The following is a 20,725-nucleotide window of genomic DNA, read 5'->3' on the forward strand; positions in this document are numbered from 1 at the left end:
CTTGGTGTGTTTCGGAGATCCGCGCCGTTAAGTGCATTAATTCCTTTAATCTACGAAGAACAAATTGGTTGCGCCCGTTTCCGCTGTCGAAGCATGGGCGCGCATTGCGCCGAATAATTCTCTGCCCATTCCAAAATGATGGCCGGTCGCGCTATTGGCTGCCGGTACCCGCGCCGCGAATTCTTGCGGGTCCACTTGAACGTTGACTTCCCCGGTTTGAGTGTTTAATACGATGAGATCCCCGTTGCGTACTTTAGCCAGCGGGCCGCCGTCGATACATTCCGGCCACATATGAATCGCAGACGGTACTTTACCGGATGCACCGGACATTCGTCCATCCGTTAATAAGGCGACGTGAAAACCGCGGTCTTGCAGCACGCCCAGCACCGGGGTGAGTTTGTGCAGTTCCGGCATGCCGTTGGCGCGCGGACCTTGAAAACGCAATACGACGATGACGTCTTTTTCCAACTCGCCGCGTTTAAACGCCGCTACTACATCCAATTGGTCGTCGAATACCATTGCCGGTGCGGTTACGACTTGATGTTTCTCGGCAACCGCAGAGATTTTGGAGACGCCGCGGCCTAAATTGCCGTGCATCACGTGTAAACCGCCGCTATTGGCGAAGGGTTTGGCTACGCTGGCGATGATTTCCGCATCTAAGGTTTGCGCAGGTCCTTCCTGCCAGGCTAGTCGACCGTTGTCCAGTGTCGGTACTTGGCTATATTGGGCCAAGCCTTTTTGGTCGCCTATCGTCAAGATGTCGCCGTGTAACAGCTCGTGTGCCAACAATTCGCGGATCAACAGACTCATGCCGCCCGCCGTTTGAAACTGGTTCACGTCGGCAGGACCGTTGGGATAAATTTTGGTTAACAACGGAATGATTTTAGACAAGGCGTCGAAATCGTCCCAATTGATGATGATACCGGCCGCTCTGGCGATGGCGATCAAATGGATAGTGTGATTGGTGGAACCGCCGGTTGCCAGTAGTCCGACAATCGCGTTGACGATGGCTTTTTCATCGATCACGTGAGCGATAGGCCGGAAATCTGCGCTGGCGGCGGTGAATTTCAATACTTGTTTGGCGGCGGCTTTGGTCAGTTCGTCTCGTAAAGCAGTGTTGGGATTGACGAACGAGCTTCCGGGCAGGTGTAAGCCCATGATCTCGACCATCATTTGGTTACTGTTGGCCGTGCCGTAAAAGGTGCAAGTACCGGGACTGTGGTAAGACTGAGCCTCCGATTCCAGTAATTCTTTTTCGCCGATTTTACCTTCGGCATATTTTTGCCGGGCACGCGATTTTTCTTTGTTGGACAAGCCGCTAGGCATAGGACCGGCGGGTACGAAAACCGCGGGTAAATGCCCGAAGCTCAATGCACCGATCAATAGTCCGGGTACGATTTTGTCGCACACCCCCAGATACAACGCGGCGTCGAACATGTTGTGGCTAAGGCCTATAGCGGTAGCTAACGCAATGACATCCCGGCTGAACAGCGACAGCTCCATGCCGGGCATCCCTTGAGTAACCCCGTCGCACATTGCCGGAACTCCGCCGGCGAATTGCGCTACCCCGCCAGCCTCGCGCACAGCCGCTTTGATGAGTGCCGGATAATCTTTATAAGGTTCATGAGCGGACAGCATGTCGTTGTAAGCGGATATGATGCCAACGTTAGCCTTGGGGCTATGCGACAGTTCGTCTTTTTCAGCCGCCGAACACACCGCAAAGGCATGAGCTAGGTTGGCGCACGGCAATTGGTTGCGTTGCGGCCCGGCCGATATCGCCGAATCCACGCGAGCCAAATAGGCTTGTCTGCCATCTCGGCTGCGGTTAACGATTTCTTGAGTGACTTGTTCTAGTATCGGGTGCATTGAGGATGATTCCGGTTATCGAAGCTGGCATTACGGCCTGCAAGAGGCTATAGACTGTCCGGCAGGGCGATGGGTTGTTCTGGGGGTTGATAGGCTACCTCTTCGGTATCCAAGGCTTGCTCGTCGGGAGGCACAATGACTTTATCCTCCAAAGGAAGCTCGGCCATGGTTAAATCAGGCTCTGAAGACTGTTGTATGACCATCAAAGGACTGAGCGTAAGTAACAATAACGCGCCGGCCAGTAGTGCTTGCGAAGGCCAATAATGAATCGGCCGGATAGGGGCGGCGGATTGCTCGGGTAGCTTTTTCCAGGGTTTTTGATCCAGCCAATGCAGCGCCTGAGCGAACAATAACATGATGCCAAGGCCGGCGACATTGATCCATGCGCTATTTAATAAGTTAACTTCGATGTTATCCAACAGCATGCCGCCGACAAAGGCCAAGCAGGTTCCGAACATAAACATCGGTAGGGACTGTTGGCCGAGTATTACGATTTTATCGGCTATCCTGCTGTGTAGCCAATGTTGATGACGCTGCATAAAACTGTTAACCAAATAAGTCATGGCTAAAAAGTGCAAGTAACGTAAAAAACCGAGCTGGCTTTTACTCAACAAAGCGGCCCAATTTTCGCGTAATTGTGCGAACCAGGGTAAGTTGTCGTAGCCTAACGGATTTTCCAGTGGAAAACAAAAGACAACGTAGATGAGGCACAGGCTTATCAAGCGGCGATTAGCGCTTGGAACCGGCAGCCAACCGCTGCTAAGCGCAAAACCGGTAAAAAAAACCAGTTGCCAGCAAAATGGATTGAAGTACCAAGCGCGATGAGACACGGGGTCGGCAATCAACTCCCAGCCATGATAGCCGGCGCTTAGGTATAAAGCCAGGGAAAACGCAAGCGGTAGCGCGGTATGAAACGTGGATAAGCACCAGACAACCGGCAACCAAAGCAATATGACGAAATACATCGGAAGAATGTCGATGAAATTTGGTACATAGCGCAGGCTGGTTAAGGCTAGTACGGCGTTTGCGGTATCATCGAAAAAATATTGCAAATTATCCAGTTGCCAGTTTTCGCCGATCAGGTTGAGATGGCGCATGCTCAGTAATAAGGTGACCATCAGTATGAACAAAGCGATATGCGCGGCATAAATTTGTGCACAACGAAACAATACGCGCACCGAGCCTATCGCCAGGCCGGCATTACGGAAAGAACGGCCGTAAGCGATTGCGGCGGCAAATCCCGATAAAAATACAAAGGTCTCCGCCGCATCGCTTGGCCCCAAGCGAGACGGGGTAAAATCAAACCAGGGGTTGCCGGGCATATGGTTGATGAAGATTACCAGCAAGGCCAGACCGCGAAAGAAATCCAACTGTAAGTTGCGCGGCGATACGGGGCGTTCGTCAGATTTCATAGGATTATCCTGTAGTGGATGCGTGCATAGACTAATGCGATAGACTTAAACAGCCCTGAATACAGCCGGGCCGACTGCTTGTTACCCCGCAATAAAACAGTCGGCAAAGCTGGAGGTTATGGCGCCCAATAAAGTTCTACCGGCACTTGTTCTTGGTGCAAAATGGCGCGTATGGGCATGTCCGCTATCGGTCCCGGTTTTTGCGCCATGTTGAAGACCGCCAATTTGTCTTCGCCGGTGAATAACACGACGATGCGTTCGGTTTTCATCAAGGCAGTTAACGTCAATGAAATGCGTTCGGTATTAGGCCCTGTTACGTCGCTTTGCATGGCGTTGATAGCGGCAGTCAATTGCTCGCCATCCGCTTTCAATGCGCCTTCCAAGCCTTTGGCAGCGGGAAATAGCGAAGCTGTATGACCATCGATCCCCATGCCTACGATGGCCAGGCTAAACGGTTGCGGCAGTTTTTGGTAATTCGCTTCCGTTTCCGCTTGGCCTTTGACCGCGGTGGGCGCCGAATTTTTCATGCCTGTGAAGGTGGCCGATTTGGCGTTGTTTATTAATAAATTGCGCTTGATCAGCGCTTCGTTACTGGCGCTATGATCGCTATCGACCCAACGTTCGTCGACTAGGGCAATCTTAATTTTTTTCCAATTCAAATCGGTTTTGGATAAAGCCTCATACAAAGGTGCCGGAGTGGTCCCGCCGGATACTAACAAGGTTGCCGCACCGTGTTTGCTTAACGCTTCGTGCAAAACGTCCTGACATTCCGCAGCCAGCGCCGTGATTAAGTGTTGTTTTTGTTCGAAAAAGAATTCTTTGACCATGATCATTAAATCTCTCAATAAGGATGGCGTGTTTATTCTTCCCAGGCGCGTCCGTCTCGCGCCAGTAATGCAACCGATGCCAACGGCCCCCAACTTCCGGCCGGATAGGGCTTGGGCGAGGCATGCGTGTTTTCCCAGGCGTCTTGAATAGAATCCACCCAGGTCCAAGCCTGTTCTATTTCCTCGCGACTCAAAAACAAGGTGGGATTGCCGCGCAGGGCCTCCAGAATTAATTTTTCGTAACCTCCGAAAATTCGATTCTTTTTGAACGTTTCCGAGAAGCTCAAATCCAGTTTGGTTTGTTGTAATTTGATGTTGCCATCGATTCCCGGGACTTTGTTCAACATCGTTACATCGACGCCTTCATTCGGCTGTAAATGAATGACCAATTTGTTAGCCGGCAAACTGCGAAAGCTGTCTCTGAATATGTTGTGCGGTAGGTGTTTAAAATTTACGACGATTTCCGTACGTTTATTGGGCATGCGCTTGCCGGTACGCATGTAAAACGGTACGCCGGCCCAGCGCCAGTTGTCTATATCGACGCGAATTGCCACGAAGCTTTCGGTTACGCTTTGCGTGTTTGCACCTTCTTCTTCCAGATAGCCCGGTACTTGCTTGCCTTGAATAAAGCCCCCGGTGTATTGACCCCGTACCGTTTTTTCTTCGATGTTTCGGGAGGTAATGGGCCGTAACGCTTTTAACACCTTGATTTTTTCCATGTGTATGCTTTCAGCCGAAAGGTCGGCGGGTGGCTCCATTGCAACAAAGGTCAGAATCTGTAACAAATGGTTTTGCAGCATGTCGCGCAATTGTCCGGTTTTATCGAAATAATCCCAGCGGCCCTCAATGCCGATGTCCTCGGCGACGGTAATTTGAATATGGTCTATCGTGTTATGGTTCCAACAGGTGTAGAACAGCGAATTGGCAAAGCGTAAAGCCAGTAAGTTAAGAACCGTTTCTTTCCCCAGATAGTGGTCGATTCGATAGACTTGATCTTCATGGAATACGTCCGCTACCACGTCGTTAATTTCTTGAGACGATTTTAGGTCGTGGCCTATCGGTTTTTCCATGACCATACGCGATTCGCGGGTTAACACCCCGCAATGTTGCAGTCCTTGGCAGATGCTTTTGAACAACAGCGGCGATACGGCAAAGTAGTTGACCATGACGCGCTGGTCCGGGGCGACGACGTCATGCAATTGCCCATATTCGTCGTGTTTAGTTAAATCGATTTTCAGATAGGACAATCGTTTTGAGAATCGCTCCCAGATCGCGTCGTCGATTTCGTTATTCAGGAAAGCTTCCAAGCTGTTGCGCGCGATGACGATAAAACCGGCACTGCACTCTTCCAAACGGTCTACCCCTATGATGCGGGTATCTGCTTCCAGTAGATTGTGTTTTTCGAGGCGATACAGGGAAATGAGAAGTTTACGTTTGGATAAATCGCCTAAAGCACCGTAGATCACCAGATCGCAGGGCTTGAAAGAATCTTTTATCGTCATGTCCTAAATAGTATTGAGCGGAAATGATGTGCTGTGTCGTATCGACACAGAATGCATCCGCAAGCGGAAAATTCCCCTATTATAAGGTTCCATGTCGGATGCAAACAAGGTTATTAACTCAGCTTTAACACTGTCGCGGGGTAAGGGCGGACTTGGACTGGGTGTTGACCGGGGAATAGAAACGGGGAAAAACTAGGGTGTGCCGGTTTATGTCGCTATTTACCGACCTGAAAATTCCAAAGCCGGTTAGAACGTTTGCGTGCTATATCGGAAAAATCGTATTGAATCCGACCAATAGTGTTTGGGTAGTCCCGCTTTGGTTTTGAGCTGCTCTATAAAGTCTTTCGGAGCCGGCAACTGATGCCAGACGACCGGTAAATAAGTTGCGCGGCGGCGACCTTCCGTGAGTATGACGCCGTCTTCGCCGGGACGTAATTGCTGTAGTAAAGCATTTTCCGATTCGGCGGCAATCGGCACGGCTGCGCTTAACACCGATATATGTAAATCCACATTCTGCATTTCCGTCGGCGTAATGGGAGGGAAGCGCGAATCGAGAAATGCGGCCGCGAATGCGTTTTCCGCGACATCGATAGCCAAGGGCCGAACGGCTTCCAACATTCCTATGCAACCGCGCAACTGACCGAGCCGCTCCAGGGTGACGAAACTGGCCATTTTCTCCGATAAGCGAGCGGGAAGGGCGGCCGGGTCAACGCTTAAAGGCCTACCGGTTTCGATGCCGTGTTCAATAGATGCGCGGGCGAGTTTCAACAGGAATTGTTGTTCGTCGTCATTCAACCACATAGGCGCCATAACCTACCACCCGATGTTTGTCTCCGGCGGTATCGCCGGAATTTCTGACGTCTATTGCTTTTATCGACAACGATTTTTGCTCAAGCAGTCTAAGTAAGCCGGATACCGGCACGCAGCCGCAGGCCGCGTCGGGAGTTAACCGGCGATAATTCAAACTTTCTATCAATTGACTGGTCCGGCGGTCTTTGGCTTGCGCGCTGTTGTAATCGAGGTAGTGGCTTAAATCCGAGCTGATCACTATCAAGGTTTCGCTGCCGCCCCATAGCAGAGCCAATGCTTGTGCTACTTGCTCAGGGGTGGCATCGCCGGCAATTAACGGGATCAACGCGAAGTCGCTTAAGCTGGCCTGTAAGAAAGGCAGGTGTACTTCTAAACTGTGTTCCGCGCTATGCGCTTGTTCCAAGTAGCTTACAAACGACAGTTCACTCATTTTTTCGACAGCAACCCTGTCGACCGGAACCGCGCCCAACGGTGTAGCGAAGCTATCGGCATGGCTTAAGGCCAATCCTCCGAATGCTACTCTATGCGACGGTCCCAGTAATACGACCCGCCGAATGCGGTCGCGGGCTTTGCGTAAGCGCACATAAGCACTGGCCGCTATCGGTCCGGAGTAGATATAGCCGGCATGAGGGACGATAATGGCCTTTGGCGGAGCCGGCTCTGCATCGCCGGTTAAGAATTTATTGAGCATATCTTGCAATACGCTGGGATCGGCCGGATAAAAGCTACCGGCTACTGCGGGATTTCTCATCATAGCGGCCTCCGCAGACTCGCGGGATAAGGTGTTTTGAGCGCTCTATGCGCGTATGGATTATGGTATATGCCCATCATTGCGGCAATGGGTTTATGCATGGGGAAGGATTCGGTTCGTTTGTTTTTTAAAATCCGCTTGAGTGGGGGGGTAGTATGGCTACATTAATTGATTCCGGAGTAGCGGTTACTCGATATTGGCACAGCTTGGACGACGGCCGGGTGCAATGTGATTTGTGTCCACGCTATTGCAAGCTACACGATGGACAAAGAGGACTCTGTTTTGTAAGACAAAACCTCGACAAGCAAATCGTGATGACCAGTTACGGCCGCTCCAGCGGTTTTGCGATTGATCCCATAGAAAAAAAGCCGCTCAATCATTTCTTGCCGGGTACGCCGGTTCTATCGTTCGGAACAGCGGGCTGCAATTTGGCTTGTAAATTTTGTCAAAACTGGGACATTTCCAAGTCCAGGGAGATGGATACGCTAACCGGTTCGGCAGCGCCGGAGCGAATCGCTCAAGCCGCTAAAACCCATCATTGCCGTAGCGTGGCCTTTACTTATAATGATCCGGTGGTATTTCACGAGTACGCGATCGATACTGCTCAAGCTTGCCGGGAACTTGGGATAAAGTCGGTCGCGGTCAGCGCGGGTTATGTTTGCAGCGAGCCGCGTATTGAGTTCTATCGGTATATGGATGCGGCCAATATCGATCTGAAAGCGTTTAGCGAGGAGTTTTACCAAAAGGTTACCGGTGGCCATTTGCAGCCTGTGCTGGAAACCTTGCTTTATTTGAAACGGGAAACCCAGGTTTGGTTTGAGTTGACGACGTTGCTGATCCCGGGACTTAACGACTCGGTATCCGAGTTGGAAACGATGTCTCAATGGGTGGTAGAGCAATTAGGGCCGGATGTACCCATGCATTTCACCGCCTTTCATCCGGATTGGAAGATGCTGGATAAACCGGCTACTCCGGCTGCCACGCTATTGATGGCGCGAGACATAGCCATAAAGAACGGGATTCGATACGCCTATGTAGGTAATGTACATAATAAGGCGGCCGATAGCACGTATTGTGCGCAATGTAAGCGAATGCTGATAGGCAGAAACTGGTATCAGCTGTCGGAATGGAATTTGGACGAGCACGGCGCTTGTCGCTTTTGCGGCAGTATTTGTGCGGGGGTTTTTGAGGCGGCTCCCGGCGCTTGGGGCAGCAAAAGACTGGCTATTCCAATCAATTAATGCTTTTTCGGCCGTAGTTAGCTACCATAATCCACGGTTTTTTGTTGCGACCAAGCTCAAAAACCGTTTTGATGCAAGGTTGCCTGTTGAACAGCCGTTATAGGCACTTTAATCAATCTCAAAAACAATAATTACATCGATAATCACCATATTGGGAGCCTATATGATTTCGGCCGCTATTTACATACTGACAATGTCCTTTGCCGCTTACGTGATATACAGCGTGAGCAATAATAAATAGTATTATTCGCGCACAAAAAAAGCCCTCACCTTGAGCGGAGTGAGGGCTATGGAGTGTGCAGAGCTTTAGGTACTGCGAGGTAAAACTACAGAGGCAGGGAGAAAATCATTTGTCCAACTTGTCTCGCTTTAAACCCAAATTAGTGGAAAGAGAAGCGGCTCCGAACAATAGGGTGGAATAGGCGAATTCGCCGGACATTAAAACGTGTATACCTGCTAACACCGTGATGCCGGTAATAACGTCTTTTAATAAATCGGATTCATTGTTCATAAGTATCTGGGTTTAAATTACTTTTTGTTGGGCACGGCTTAACTATATAACTATGAGAGTTATTTACAATAGGATGGTTGCTTCATGGCTTGTTTCTTATTTAGAAACAAAAGAGCGAAGGCGAGTGGTTGTGCCGATCAAATCGCAGCGGGTCAATTTGTAAATTTCGTTAACAGCGATGAACGTTAGCGAAATCAAAAGTAGTTTTTACGCTTATCTTTCCAGATTACGCTGGATTAAGCGTTGGGGCTTGAAGCGCAATGCGTTGCAAGAAAACGTGATGGAGCACAGTTGGGAAGTCGCGGTAATTGCGCATACCTTGGCGTTGATCAAAAACCGTTATTTCGCCGGCGAGGTGGACGCCAACGCCGTCGCATGCGCCGCTTTGTACCACGATGTTACCGAAGTGATTACCGGCGATTTGCCGACGCCGATTAAATATCATTCCCCGGCGATCCTTAGCGCGTATCGCAATATCGAACAACAAGCCGAAACGGAATTGCTGAATTTGTTACCTGAAAGGCTGCGCGCGGATTTTCGGCCGTTAATTTGTCATCACTATTTATCTGACGACCAACAAGTTTTGGTCAAAGCCGCCGACAAAATCTCGGCTTATTTAAAGTGTCAAGCCGAATTAAAAGCGGGCAATACCGAGTTCGAACTGGCCGCGCAGCAGTTAGCAAAGCATATTCACGAGTTGCAACAGCCGGAAGTCGTGTTTTTTATGCAGGTTTTCGCACCCAGTTGCGGTTTGACATTAGATGGTTTGATGCAGATCGATTGATCATCCGATATTTTTGGCGTTTTCGGCGGATAACTGCTGAATCAAGCTCTGATAATCATTCAAAGCTTGTTTGATGGCTACAATGTCAAAGCTGTCGATGTAGGTTTGCAGTGTCGACGCATAGTCTTTGATACAGCGTATGTTTTGAGTATTGCCAAGATTAAGTACCGCGTTGGCGAATTTTTCGATTTCCGCCATATTGTTGTTCCGGCTGATCACGCTGCAGTTGGCCGCCAGATTTTCCAAGGCCTCCAGCACGGCGGGTAACGCGTTAAGTTCCGACGAATTGAGGCTCAGGCCTACGGCAGACTCGGTTTGCGCTTCTTGCGACTCGTGCGCTAAAAAGCGTTTGAGTTCGGTAAATAAATCGCTTTTCAATACCGGTTTCCGCAAATAACCGTCGAAATTGGAGTTTTTCGCTCGTTCGTAATCGTCTTGCATCACGGATGCGGTCAACGCAATGATGGGGGCGTCGGAAAAGGCTTTTATCTTTTCGGCCGCCTGATAACCGTCCATGACCGGCATGCGTATGTCCATCAAGATCAGATCGATATCGCCTTGACGCGCCCGCTGTACGGCTTGTAAACCGTTTTCCACTTCGAACACGCGCAGAGGCGTTTCGGAAAAACACTCCCGCAGCAAACTACGGTTATCTTCCACATCGTCCACTACCAAAATGCTTGCCGGCTGAAATTCGACCGGCACGTCTGTTTTAATCCGTTGCGGTTCCGGATTGATGGTGGAAATATCGACGTCCTTGAAATGCAGGGTAAAAGTAGAGCCGGTATTGGGCTCGCTTTTCAAAGAAATCGTGCCGCCCATCATTTCTGTCAAGCGTTTGCTGATGCCCAAGCCCAAGCCGGTACCGCCGTAACGTCTGACGTCTTGGCCTTCCACTTGTTCGAAGTCGTTGAAGATAGCTTCTTGTTTGTCGGTGGAAATGCCGATACCGCTATCTTCCACGTCTATGTATAAATCCACCCTGCTGCGGATACGGTCTTCGTTACCGTAACGCGCGCGCAGACAAACATGGCCTCGTTCGGTGAACTTGACCGCGTTGCCGATCAAATTGAATAAAATTTGCCGTAAACGAGTGGCGTCCAGCAATAAATTCTCCGGAATTTTAGGGTCTATATCCAAAATAAAGTCCAAATCCCGCTCGCGCATTTTCATCATGAAAATTTGTCCCAATTCAGTAAAAAGCTCGTGCGGGTTGCAGACTTTCTTTTCTATGCGCAATTTGCCGGCTTCAATTTTGGATAAATCCAAAATATCGTTGATCAGTGCCAGCAAGGTATGGCCGGCCGATTGTATGGTATTGACGAACGATTTTAATTTGGCGTCTTTAACCTGTTCGCTAAGCAGTTCGGTAAAGCCGATGATGGCATTGAGCGGCGTGCGGATTTCGTGGCTCATGTTGGCGAGAAACTGCGATTTTGCCCGGTTGGCGTTCTCCGCCTGCAATTTGGCGTTTTGCAAAGCCAATTCAATCGATTTCCTAGGGGTAATGTCGAAATTCACGCCGATGATGGTGACGGCTTGTTTTTCCATTTTGGTGCTTCTAGCGCCGCTGTATATGTTGCGAATTTCGCCGTCGGGGCGAACAATCCGGAATTCGATGTGGTCCTCGCCGCGGCGGATGCGTAATTTTTGAATCGACTGCTGCACGGCCGCCCGGTCGTCTTTATGTATGAGTTGTAACCAGTCCTGGAGATTCAACTCGCTGGAAGGTTCGAGTCCGTATATTTCCAGCATCTTGTTGTCGAAAATGACTTTAGGCGGGCTATTGAATACGATTTCCCAAACGCCCAACGACGCCACGCTGGTGGCTAGCCCCAAGCGTTGATTGAGTTGCCGCACTTGCCGCTCGCTTTCCTGCCGCCGTTTGATTTCGCTCAACAATTTGTGGTTGCGAAAAAACACTAGCGCGAGTATCAAAAGAAATGCGCTGACGATTTTGGCTAACAACCAATAATCGGTTTTGGGGGCAAACCGTTCCTTACCCCAAATATTATTGATGCGTTGATGCTCGGTTTGCGAAATGGCATCCAGCGCCCGGTTGAGCAAAGGCACTAAGGGCTCTAACTCCTTCCTGACCCCAAAGCCCATTTCAGTGGCAAATTCGGTTTTACCGACGATTCGGACATTGTTGTAGCCTTGATTGGCGATGTGATAACTGGCTTGTGCCAGGGTACAGAGCAACGCGTCGACTTTGCCGGTAGAAACCGCCGCCAAACCGTGTTGAATAGTTTGCACCTCGCTAAACGCGATGTCGGGATAGGCTGCTTTTAGAGCGGGGTTATAGCCGTAGTTTTCAATCAGCGACAGTTTGCGGTGTTTGATTTGCTCGATATTGTCCACATAGTCTTCGTCATCGCGCATCACGATCACGACCGGACTACTTAAATAAGATCGCGTAAACACCCATTGTTTAGCCAGATTCGAATTGACGGTTTCGGAAATGATGTCTACTTCGCCGGCTTGCGCCTTGGCTAGGGATTGCGCCCAAGTCGCGGTGGGAATCACCTGGAAATCTATGCCTAATATTTGTTCCAACAGGCGCAGATACTCGGAAACGATGCCGATGTATCGGCCTTGGTTGTCGAAGCCTTCGTAAGGCAGCCAATTGGGATCGCCTACGAAGCGCAGGACCGGGTGGGCATTTAGCCAGGCCAGTTCGGCGTCGTTAAGTTGCAGAGTGGGGGAGGAAAACTCCTTAAAGCCGAACCATTGCTCGGCAAGTCGGCGATGTTCGTATTCGGGGACGGCCGCCAGCGCTTTTTGTACGATCGACAATAGTTGCGGCTGGTTTTTGCGCACCGCCATGCGCAACATGCGGATGTCGCTGGTGGCAAAGGGTTTGAACGGCTGAATGCTGCTGATGTTTTGCTGTTGCAATAAGTAATGCATGACAGGATAGGATTCGAGCAACACGTCGGCTTTACGCTCTATGACCGCATGCACGGCGGCCATCAGGCTGTCGGTTTCCAATATCTTCAATCCGGGCATGCGTTGCTTGATTTGCTGAATTTGCGCAAAATCCTTGGGTATCGCGATAGTCTTGCCGTTCAAGTCTTCCAAGTTGTTGGCGGAGATGCTTTCGTGTACGAAAAAATAGCTGAGTATTTGCTGATAAGGCTCGGTAAACGCCAGAAATTCGTTGCGGTCGTCGGTTTGATAAAGAGCCGGCAGCAAATCGATACGGCCTTTGCGCGCTTCTGCGAGTAAATCGCTCCAATCGTTAAATTGCGGGGTGAAGTTCAAACCGGAATATTTGCCGATCAAACGGATCAAATCCGCGCTGTATCCGGCATGTCTGCCTTTCTGGTCCATGAAATCGTAGGGAGCCCAATCGCGCTCCGCACCGTAGATGACTACCGGATGGGCGTTGATCCAGGCTTCTTCCTCGGGCGATAAAGCGATTTTGTTAGCTTGGCCGCTGCGGTTGGTCGAATAAAAAAAACTTTCTTCGACGCTGTCTTTGTCCGCAAAACCCAGCCTACGGTAATCCTCGGCCGCCAGTTGGTATCGGGAAGGATCTATGCTGCCGATAGGAATCAATTCCGGGATGATCATTTGCCGGGTATTGGCCGCCTCGTATTGCAGATAGGCGGTTGAAAGGGCCGGATTATAGCTTCGCCGGATTAAGTCTATGATTTTATCCGGATGTTCCAACGCATATCGCCAACCTTTGCGGGTAGCCCGACTAACGCGAGCGATTCGGCCGGCGTGATCCGTCAACTCTTGCTGTGTGGTAAATAAATTGTCTCCGTAGAAATCGATACCGTAGTTTTGCGGGTTGATGATGTTGATGTCTATATTCCGTTCCTGCATCAAGAAAGGCTGCGAGGTCGAATAAGCCGAAACCACGTCGATTTTTCCGGCGATGAAGTCTTGATAGACGTTGTCGGAAAACGGGACTTCGCGTATTTTGTCCAAACTACCCAGCGTCTTCAGCAGCAAAGCGTTCAAAGACGCGTCCCCTTGGTTCGTCGTATTGAAAGCCAAGGTTTTACCGGCCATTTCGTAGGGACTGACTATGCCCGAATCGCGGCGGGTCAGAAATACCAGCGGCGAATGTTGAAAATACTGGTCGACCAGCAACACCGGACGACCTTTCAAGTGGTATATCAACAAGGTGCTATCGGACACGCCGTATTGGGACTCGCCGCGTAAAACTTGTTCGACGAAATCTTGGCTAAAGTCGATTTCTTTGAGGCTAACCTCCAAGCCTTCCTCTCGGTAATAACCTTGTTGGATCGCGGCGTAATAACCCGCAAATTGGAAGCTGTGCCGCCATTTCAATTGAATGGCGATTTTTTCCAACTCGCCCGCCCACGCGGAGCAGTGGAAAAAGCACGCTAGAAAAAGCAGCAGGACATAAACGAGCGTAAGCAGAGAGGAGCGGGAGTAGTGTCGGCCTGCCATCATGGGATGCGGGCTTGGAAGCGTTGTCACTGCGAAATAGCGATGGTAATAAACTCGTCTAAATGCTCTTGAAAAATATCCACCAATTCGGGGTCGAATTGCGTTTCTCTATGATCGAGCACGTAGGCAACGGCGTCTTCTATTTTCCAGGCTTCTTTGTAATGGCGTTTGTGGGTTAACGCGTCGAATACGTCCGCCAATGCGACGATGCGGCCGTAAATATGGATGTCCGGCCCTTTCAAACCGCGCGGATAGCCTGTACCGTTCCATTTTTCGTGATGTTCGTGGGCGATGATGGCCGCGGCCTTGATGAGCTTGCGGTCCGAATGCGACAACAAGCTGTAAGCGTTGATGGTATGCTTTTTCATCAAGGAAAACTCGTCTTCCGAATAGCGTCCCGGCTTATGCAAAATTTCCAACGGGATGGTCATTTTGCCGATGTCGTGCATGGGCGAAGCATGGTAAAGCAGATCCACGTCCTCGTCGTTCAAACAGGGATGGTATTTGGCCAGTAGCGCTGAAGTTTCCGCGACCCGTTTGATATGCTTGCCGGTTTCGTCCGAGGTGGCTTCCATCAATTCCGCCAGGATGAAAATCATCTCTTTTTGACTGTCTTCCAATTCGCTTAATAAGCGGTTTTTTTCATGCTTGGCCTTGGCTTTGAGATTGATGTTGTGTTTGAGCAAGAGCTCGCGAGAATGGTACAGCTCCAAATGCGTGGCGACTCGGGACAATAATTCCGCGGCATGAAAGGGCTTGGTGATATAGTCGACCGCGCCCATCGAAAAACCTTGGGTGATGGAATCAACGTCGACTTTCGCGGTCAGGAAAATAATGGGTATTTCCTGAGTGGTGGGGTTTTCTTTTAATTTTTTACAGACTTCGAAGCCGTTCAAGCCGGGCATCATAATATCCAACAGAATCAGATCGAAGCTTTCGCCGACTTCGAATATGAGCCGCAGGGCCTCGCCGCCGTTCTGTGCGAACGAAAATTCGTAGTTCTCTTCCTTGAGAATATTCATGGCAACTCTGATATTGTCGACTACGTCGTCCACAATCAGGATGCGACTATTTCTAACCATCGTATTCACCTTTACTGTATCGTTCCTGACTTTAGCGATTGAAGATCGGCAAAAGTTCGCGTTGTCGTAGACCTGCGTCCGGGTGACCCGCAAGCCGATTCGCAACTATAGACACTGCCGCTAAAGATTCAAGCAGTCGGGATAGTCGGCAACGCGGCAAGACGGGTTAGAACAGCTCAGCTCTCCTTTAGTTCTGCCCGCTTAGGTATTCGGCAACCGTGCGGATATCTTCGGCGGATAGCGATTTTGCCAAGGCGTTCATAGGGCCTGCTTGTCTGCTGCCGCTTTTAAAATCTTCCAGTTGCTTGATCAGATATTTCACCTGCTGGCCCGCCAGGCGGGGAATTTGCCCGTTTCCTTGTAGTTGCTGACCGTGGCAGCCCATGCACATCGCGACCTTGTCGGCACCTGCGCTGGCGCCGGATTTGGGTTTGTTAGGCGCTAGTCCGGCGAAATACGCGGCTAAATTTTGTATATCGGCGTCCGACAAGTCGGCGGCTATCGGATTCATGCTGGGGTTGTTTCGTTTGCCGGTCTTGAAGTTTTTTAACTGCGCTTCCATATAAGCGGCGGTTTGACCGGCCAAATTAGGCCATAACGGGCTATTGCTGACGCCGTTGGCGCCGTGGCAACCCTGGCAGGCGGCCGCTCGGGTCTTGCCGGCCGAGGGGTCGGCAGCCAGGCCGGAGGAGCTTGCGATCAATAATAGACCGAGCGTGATTGCCGATTGTTTGCCGAAATTTACGTTCATTGCTTATACCTCAGTGGCTTGATATACAATTCGGATAGTCGATGAGTCGCTCGGCCGTTAGACATCATAAGCGGGCTCAACATGTCCGACAATCACACTCGTTTAGCCTTCAACACAGGATAGCTATGTCTTGGCTCGCGCAATTACTTCATCAAGATTCAGTCCCGCACGCAATGTTGATCGTCAGTTTGGTCGTTTCGACCGGGCTAGTGTTAGGACGCTTGCAAGCGGCCGGTATTCGCTTGGGAATTTCCGGGGTTTTGTTCTCCGGATTGGCGTTCGGCCACTTCGGCTTGAACATCAATGCAGAGGTTATGCATTTTCTACGCGAATTCGGACTGATTCTTTTTGTTTACGCGATCGGTTTGCAAGTCGGCCCCGGTTTTGTATCGTCCTTTTTTAAGTATGGCATACGTTTGAACGGATTAGCGGCCGGCATCGTGATGTTAGGCGCAGCCGTTACGCTTGCGATTAGCTGGGGCGCCGATATTCCGATTCCGGTGGCCGTGGGGCTGTTTTCCGGCGCCACTACCAACACGCCGTCATTGGCGGCCGCCCAACAAGTTTTGGGTTCAATGTCGGGAGTGACTGCCGAAACGCTGAAAATGCCGGGTCTAGGCTATGCGGTGGCCTATCCTTTCGGTATCGTCGGGATCATCTTATCGATGCTGGTCGTCAAGAAACTCTTCAGCGTCGACGTCAGTGCGGAAGCGGACGAATTCGCCCGGCATCAACAACAGGTTGCCTTGCCTATTTGGCGCGATCTAGCGGTCGAAAACCCTAATTTGAGCGGGCGTAAAATCGCCGAGATTCCGTTTTTCGAAGCCATGGGCGTCGTTATTACCCGCATTTTGCCCAGCGGAGCAGGCGAAGTGGCTATCGCCAATCCGGATACTGTACTGCAGGTCGGGGATGTCGTCAGACTGGTCGGCGACATCAGCCATCTGGAGCGTATGGAAATGCTGGTAGGCCCCAAAGCCAATGTTGTCTTGCACGAGCTGAATACGACTTTACAGAGTAAGCGCCTGGTGGTTACCAACGAAAGCGCCATTCATCAGACGGTGGGGCACTTGTGCGTTCGCTACGGCGTGACGATTTCGCGGGTGCATAGACCGGACGTGGAATTTTCCCCCAATCCGGCGGTCAGGGTGCGGTTCGGCGACGAATTATTGGTTGTCGGCAGTCCGGACGCCCTGCAAGCGATCGAATTGGCATTGGGAAACTCCTTGGAAGAATTGAGTCATCCGCAAATCATGCCGATTTTCATCGGAATCACTTTAGGAGTCATCCTAGGTAGCTTACCGATTTATTTGCCCGGGGTCCCGTCTGCGTTGAAACTCGGTATGGCCGGCGGGCCGCTGTTGGTAGCGATACTTTTAAGCCGCATCGGTAATTGGGGCACGATGACGTGGCATTTGCCGAAAAGCTCCAACATGATCTTAAAGGACGTCGGCATCGTGTTATTTTTGGCGTGCGTCGGCTTGCATTCCGGTGACCAATTTGTCGAGACTCTGGTACAAGGCGACGGATTTATTTGGATGGGATGGGCGGCCTTGATTACCCTGCTGCCGCTTTTACTTGTCGGCTTGCTGGCCCGGTTTGTGTTTAAGATTAATTTTTTGTCGCTCTGCGGCTTGCTTGCAGGCAGTATGACCGACCCTCCGGCCCTGGCTTTTGCCAACACCTTTCATCCCTGCGCCGCGGTGTCGATTGCCTATGCCACGGTTTATCCGCTAGTGATGATATTGCGTATTTTGGCGGCCCAACTCATGATTTCGTTAACGATTTGATGGTTGGCGACGGCGATAACTTGTTGCCGATGGACGGCGAGCTCTATTGTCGGCGCCAGTTTATTCAAGCGCGGCGCGCGGACGAACTTTTCGAAAACTTGCTGAACGGCTTGGCTTGGCAGCAGGAACAATTAAAAATCTGCGGCAAATGGATTTTGGTGCCGCGCTTAACGGCTTGGTACGGAGATCAAACCGCGAGTTACCGCTATTCGGGTGTCGAACACAGCCCTATACCCTGGACATCGTTGTTGACCGAGTTGCGCAGCAGCGTTGAGTTGGCTTGCGGTCACCGTTTCAATAGCGTGTTGGCGAATTGGTATAGAAACGAGAGGGACTCGATGGGTTGTCACGCCGACAACGAAAAAGAGTTGGGAATAAACCCGATGATAGCCTCGCTAAGTTTCGGTGAAACGCGTTTATTGCGTTTTAGACACAAAAATAAACGGTTGCGCCTGGACCTGGAATTGGCACACGGCGATTTGTTACTGATGGCAGGTAGCATACAGCATCATTGGCGGCACGAATTGCCCAAGTCGAAAACGGCGAAAAGCGCCAGAATCAATTTGACCTTTAGACATATCGTTAGAGACGAATAAAAGCCGGCGCGCGGTTGCAGGAAGTACGGCAATAAGCGAAGACGGCGAGCTATCGCGGTGTCAACGCCAAATCCGCCGGGTCGAAGTCATCCACCTTGATAGCGTTTGCCCGGGCCGCGTTGGCGGCGCGTAGCCTCTCGGCTTGTTCGGCGTCGATGATCCCGGCATTCAGGGCTGTCGCCAGCAAGGCCTCGTCCGGATAACCGCGCGCTAAGCGGCCTTGTTTTTGTGCATGTTTGACGGCGGATTCCGCGGCTTCTGCGGCTATTACCGCTTTGAAAGCATGTTCGATGCGCCCGCTCGGGTCGTTCGCCGACGGACTCAGGAAAATGCCGGCGGTTAAATCGTCGCGGCCGGGGTTGTCTGTCATCAATAGCTGTGCCAATTGGCCGCACAAGCGATCGGCCGGCGGTGCATAGGGTTTGCCGAACGGAAACAGCAAGCTGCGCAGCAGCAATGTCGGAATACGGGTGGGGAACAGCCAAAATGATGCCAAGAGGCTTTGTTGCGCACGGTGCAAACTGTGTTGACACGCCCAGTCCAGCAAGGGTAGGGCGGCCGGCGGCGAGCCTTGGTCTTCGAAATGCTTCAAGGCGCAGCAGCACAGATACAGATAGCTGAGTACGTCGCCCAAGCGCGCGGAAATGCGTTCCTTGCGTTTCAAGCCGCCGCCCAGCGCCAATAAGGCGAAATCCGCGCTCAGTGCAAAGGCGGTGCTCAGTCGGTTGATGCGCCGGTAGTAACGGCGGGTGTGGCGGTCGCCGGGAGCGCGGCTGAAATAACAACCGCCGAATCCATAGTAGATCCCGCGTAGCAGATTGCCGAGCAGAAATGCGGTGTGCCGGCGTAAGACCCGGTCAAACTCGATCAGACCTCGGTTCGAATCCGGGTTATCCAAGGCCTGCATTTCCGCTTGTACGAAGGGATGGCAGCGCACCGAGCCTTGACCGAAAATCATTAAGCTGCGAGTCAGGATGTTGGCGCCTTCCACGGTAATCGCCACCGGCACCACTTGATAGACCCGACCCAGGAAATTGTTCGGTCCCAGGCAAATCCCGGCGCCGCCCAGGATGTCCATGCCGTCGTTGACGGTTTTGCGCATGCTTTCGGTCAGGTGGTATTTCAAAATTGCCGAAATCACCGCCGGTTTCTCCCCGGCGTCCAAGGCGGCGCACGTCACCTGCCGGGCGGCGTCCGTCAGATAAGTGGTGCCGGCCATGCGGGCCAATACTTCTTCTATGCCTTCGAACGCTCCCAAGGGGACACCGAATTGCCGACGGACGCGGGCGTAAGCGCCGCAGAAGCGCGACACGGATTTGGCCGCCCCCACGCTCAAGGCTGGCAAGGAGATGGCGCGGCCGGTAGCCAGGCATTGCATCAGCATTTTCCAGCCGTTGCCGCATTGCGATTGCCCCCCGATCACCCAGTCCAGCGGAATGAACACGTCTTTACCCCAATTGGGTCCGTTCTGAAAGCCGGAGTCCAGCGGGAAATGTCGTCTGCCGATACTGACCCCGGGCGTGTCGGTGGGAATCAGGGCGAGAGTAATGCCGATTTCATCGCGTTCGCCCAATAAATGTTCGGGATCGTACAATTTGAAGGCCAGACCCAATACGGTGGCAACCGGCCCTAACGTGATGTAGCGTTTCTCCCAGTTTAGGCGTATCCCCAGTACGCGGGGTTCGGCGCCGAACGGGGCGTAACACACCACGCCCGTATCGGTCATCGAGGCGGCGTCGCTGCCGGCGACCGGGCTGGTCAAGGCAAAAGCCGGCAATTCCAGGCCTTGCGCCAGGCGCGGCAGATAATGGTTTTTTTGTGCCTCGGTACCATAGGCCAACAATAACTTGGCAGGGCCCAGGGAATTGGGCACCATCACCGTGACGGCCGCGCTGGTGCTGCGGCTGGCGATTTTCATGACGATTTGCGAATGAGCGAACTCGGAAAATTCCAGTCCTCCATAGTGTTTGGGAATGATGATGCCGCAAAAGCGCTGTTCGCGGATGTAGTGCCAGACTTCGGGCGGCAAATCCCGGCGCCGGTGGGTGATGTCCCAATCGTCCAGCATGGCGCACAAGGTTTGGACCGGGCCGTCCAAAAAGGCTTGCTCTTGCGGACTTAAACTTGGCGCCGGTAAGGCGTGCAACTTGCGCCAGTCCGGCTGCCCGGTAAACAGTTCCGCGTCCCACCAGGGTTTGCCGGCTTCCAAGGCTTCCCGTTCGGTTTGCGAAATCGGCGGCAAGCTGCGGCGCATGGCGTTGAAAACAGGCCGTACCATCACACGGCGGCGTAGCGGTCCGATCAGGCCTACGGCCAAGATCAGCAATCCGGCACTTAAATACAGGTTCATGACGGGCGTCTCCTACTGGGGTGG

15 protein-coding genes are annotated in these 20,725 nt (G+C 51.7%); 4 read left to right on the forward strand and 11 right to left on the reverse strand.

Annotated features, from left to right (window positions below; translation table 11 throughout):
* Positions 1-45 precede the first annotated feature (45 nt).
* The 6 genes from edd to amrB form a co-directional block, all read right to left on the reverse strand.
* Positions 46-1,866 (reverse strand): phosphogluconate dehydratase, encoded by a 1,821-nt coding sequence (edd, locus tag AB0A83_RS10180; protein WP_150048182.1) that lies wholly within the window; start codon positions 1,864-1,866, stop codon positions 46-48.
* A 47-nt stretch (positions 1,867-1,913) separates the two neighbouring features.
* Positions 1,914-3,278 carry an OpgC family protein gene (locus tag AB0A83_RS10185; RefSeq protein ID WP_150048183.1) on the reverse strand — a complete coding sequence of 455 codons (1,365 nt, stop codon included), beginning with the start codon at positions 3,276-3,278 and terminating at the stop codon, positions 1,914-1,916.
* Between the two features lie 116 nt (positions 3,279-3,394).
* Positions 3,395-4,105, reverse strand: coding sequence for a 6-phosphogluconolactonase (gene pgl, locus AB0A83_RS10190; protein ID WP_150051919.1), 711 nt, complete (start codon positions 4,103-4,105; stop codon positions 3,395-3,397).
* A 32-nt stretch (positions 4,106-4,137) separates the two neighbouring features.
* Complete coding sequence (gene zwf / locus AB0A83_RS10195; RefSeq protein WP_150048184.1) at positions 4,138-5,607, reverse strand: glucose-6-phosphate dehydrogenase; 1,470 nt, start codon at positions 5,605-5,607, stop codon at positions 4,138-4,140.
* 246 nt (positions 5,608-5,853) lie between these two features.
* Entirely contained in the window at positions 5,854-6,417 is a 564-nt protein-coding gene (gene amrA / locus AB0A83_RS10200; RefSeq protein ID WP_332095593.1) for an AmmeMemoRadiSam system protein A, read from the reverse strand.
* A complete protein-coding gene (gene amrB, locus AB0A83_RS10205) occupies positions 6,395-7,171 on the reverse strand; it encodes an AmmeMemoRadiSam system protein B (protein ID WP_150048185.1) in 777 nt (258 codons plus the stop codon). Before amrB ends, amrA begins: the two co-directional genes overlap by 23 nt.
* A gap of 152 nt (positions 7,172-7,323) precedes the next feature.
* On the opposite strand from amrB, the gene amrS reads away from it, so the two are divergent.
* A complete protein-coding gene (amrS, locus tag AB0A83_RS10210) occupies positions 7,324-8,409 on the forward strand; it encodes an AmmeMemoRadiSam system radical SAM enzyme (protein WP_150048186.1) in 1,086 nt (361 codons plus the stop codon).
* Positions 8,410-8,755: 346 nt separating this feature from the next.
* On the opposite strand, the gene AB0A83_RS10215 is transcribed toward amrS, so the two are convergent.
* The gene (locus tag AB0A83_RS10215) at positions 8,756-8,920 is read right to left on the reverse strand and encodes a hypothetical protein (RefSeq protein WP_190303305.1); all 165 of its coding nucleotides are present in this window, start codon (positions 8,918-8,920) and stop codon (positions 8,756-8,758) included.
* Positions 8,921-9,098: 178 nt separating this feature from the next.
* Between AB0A83_RS10215 and yfbR the strand changes: the two genes are divergently transcribed.
* On the forward strand, positions 9,099-9,704 hold the full coding sequence (gene yfbR, locus AB0A83_RS10220; protein ID WP_150048187.1) for a 5'-deoxynucleotidase: 606 nt from the start codon (positions 9,099-9,101) through the stop codon (positions 9,702-9,704).
* Here the strand turns inward: yfbR and AB0A83_RS10225 are convergent, their stop codons facing one another.
* From AB0A83_RS10225 to AB0A83_RS10235, 3 genes are all read right to left on the reverse strand, one after another.
* On the reverse strand, positions 9,705-14,030 hold the full coding sequence (locus AB0A83_RS10225) for a transporter substrate-binding domain-containing protein (protein WP_232056843.1): 4,326 nt from the start codon (positions 14,028-14,030) through the stop codon (positions 9,705-9,707). It abuts the gene before it with no gap.
* A 128-nt stretch (positions 14,031-14,158) separates the two neighbouring features.
* Positions 14,159-15,214 carry an HD domain-containing phosphohydrolase gene (locus AB0A83_RS10230; RefSeq protein ID WP_367154029.1) on the reverse strand — a complete coding sequence of 352 codons (1,056 nt, stop codon included), beginning with the start codon at positions 15,212-15,214 and terminating at the stop codon, positions 14,159-14,161.
* A gap of 187 nt (positions 15,215-15,401) precedes the next feature.
* A complete protein-coding gene (locus AB0A83_RS10235; RefSeq protein ID WP_367154030.1) occupies positions 15,402-15,965 on the reverse strand; it encodes a cytochrome c in 564 nt (187 codons plus the stop codon).
* Positions 15,966-16,090: 125 nt separating this feature from the next.
* Between AB0A83_RS10235 and AB0A83_RS10240 the strand changes: the two genes are divergently transcribed.
* Positions 16,091-17,755 (forward strand): putative transporter, encoded by a 1,665-nt coding sequence (locus tag AB0A83_RS10240; protein WP_367154031.1) that lies wholly within the window; start codon positions 16,091-16,093, stop codon positions 17,753-17,755.
* Positions 17,755-18,351, forward strand: a complete 597-nt coding sequence (locus AB0A83_RS10245) for an alpha-ketoglutarate-dependent dioxygenase AlkB (protein WP_367156160.1) — start codon at positions 17,755-17,757, stop codon at positions 18,349-18,351. Before AB0A83_RS10240 ends, AB0A83_RS10245 begins: the two co-directional genes overlap by 1 nt.
* A 49-nt stretch (positions 18,352-18,400) precedes the next feature.
* On the opposite strand, the gene AB0A83_RS10250 is transcribed toward AB0A83_RS10245, so the two are convergent.
* Positions 18,401-20,701, reverse strand: a complete 2,301-nt coding sequence (locus AB0A83_RS10250) for an acyl-CoA dehydrogenase (protein ID WP_367154032.1) — start codon at positions 20,699-20,701, stop codon at positions 18,401-18,403.
* Between the last annotated feature and the right edge of the window lie 24 nt (positions 20,702-20,725).

The organism is Methylomonas sp. HYX-M1, assembly GCF_040741385.1.
Taxonomy (GTDB): Bacteria; Pseudomonadota; Gammaproteobacteria; order Methylococcales; family Methylomonadaceae; genus Methylomonas; species Methylomonas rhizoryzae.

Bases quoted from the DNA above. Each gene is read 5' to 3' on its own strand.
- edd (WP_150048182.1), bottom strand. From the start codon at position 1,866: ATGCACCCGATACTAGAACAAGTCACTCAAGAAATCGTTAACCGCAGC.
- AB0A83_RS10185 (WP_150048183.1), bottom strand. From the start codon at position 3,278: ATGAAATCTGACGAACGCCCCGTATCGCCGCGCAACTTACAGTTGGAT.
- pgl (WP_150051919.1), bottom strand. From the start codon at position 4,105: ATGGTCAAAGAATTCTTTTTCGAACAAAAACAACACTTAATCACGGCG.
- zwf (WP_150048184.1), bottom strand. From the start codon at position 5,607: ATGACGATAAAAGATTCTTTCAAGCCCTGCGATCTGGTGATCTACGGT.
- amrA (WP_332095593.1), bottom strand. From the start codon at position 6,417: ATGGCGCCTATGTGGTTGAATGACGACGAACAACAATTCCTGTTGAAA.
- amrB (WP_150048185.1), bottom strand. From the start codon at position 7,171: ATGATGAGAAATCCCGCAGTAGCCGGTAGCTTTTATCCGGCCGATCCC.
- amrS (WP_150048186.1), top strand. From the start codon at position 7,324: ATGGCTACATTAATTGATTCCGGAGTAGCGGTTACTCGATATTGGCAC.
- AB0A83_RS10215 (WP_190303305.1), bottom strand. From the start codon at position 8,920: ATGAACAATGAATCCGATTTATTAAAAGACGTTATTACCGGCATCACG.
- yfbR (WP_150048187.1), top strand. From the start codon at position 9,099: ATGAACGTTAGCGAAATCAAAAGTAGTTTTTACGCTTATCTTTCCAGA.
- AB0A83_RS10230 (WP_367154029.1), bottom strand. From the start codon at position 15,214: ATGGTTAGAAATAGTCGCATCCTGATTGTGGACGACGTAGTCGACAAT.
- AB0A83_RS10235 (WP_367154030.1), bottom strand. From the start codon at position 15,965: ATGAACGTAAATTTCGGCAAACAATCGGCAATCACGCTCGGTCTATTA.
- AB0A83_RS10240 (WP_367154031.1), top strand. From the start codon at position 16,091: ATGTCTTGGCTCGCGCAATTACTTCATCAAGATTCAGTCCCGCACGCA.
- AB0A83_RS10245 (WP_367156160.1), top strand. From the start codon at position 17,755: ATGGTTGGCGACGGCGATAACTTGTTGCCGATGGACGGCGAGCTCTAT.
- AB0A83_RS10250 (WP_367154032.1), bottom strand. From the start codon at position 20,701: ATGAACCTGTATTTAAGTGCCGGATTGCTGATCTTGGCCGTAGGCCTG.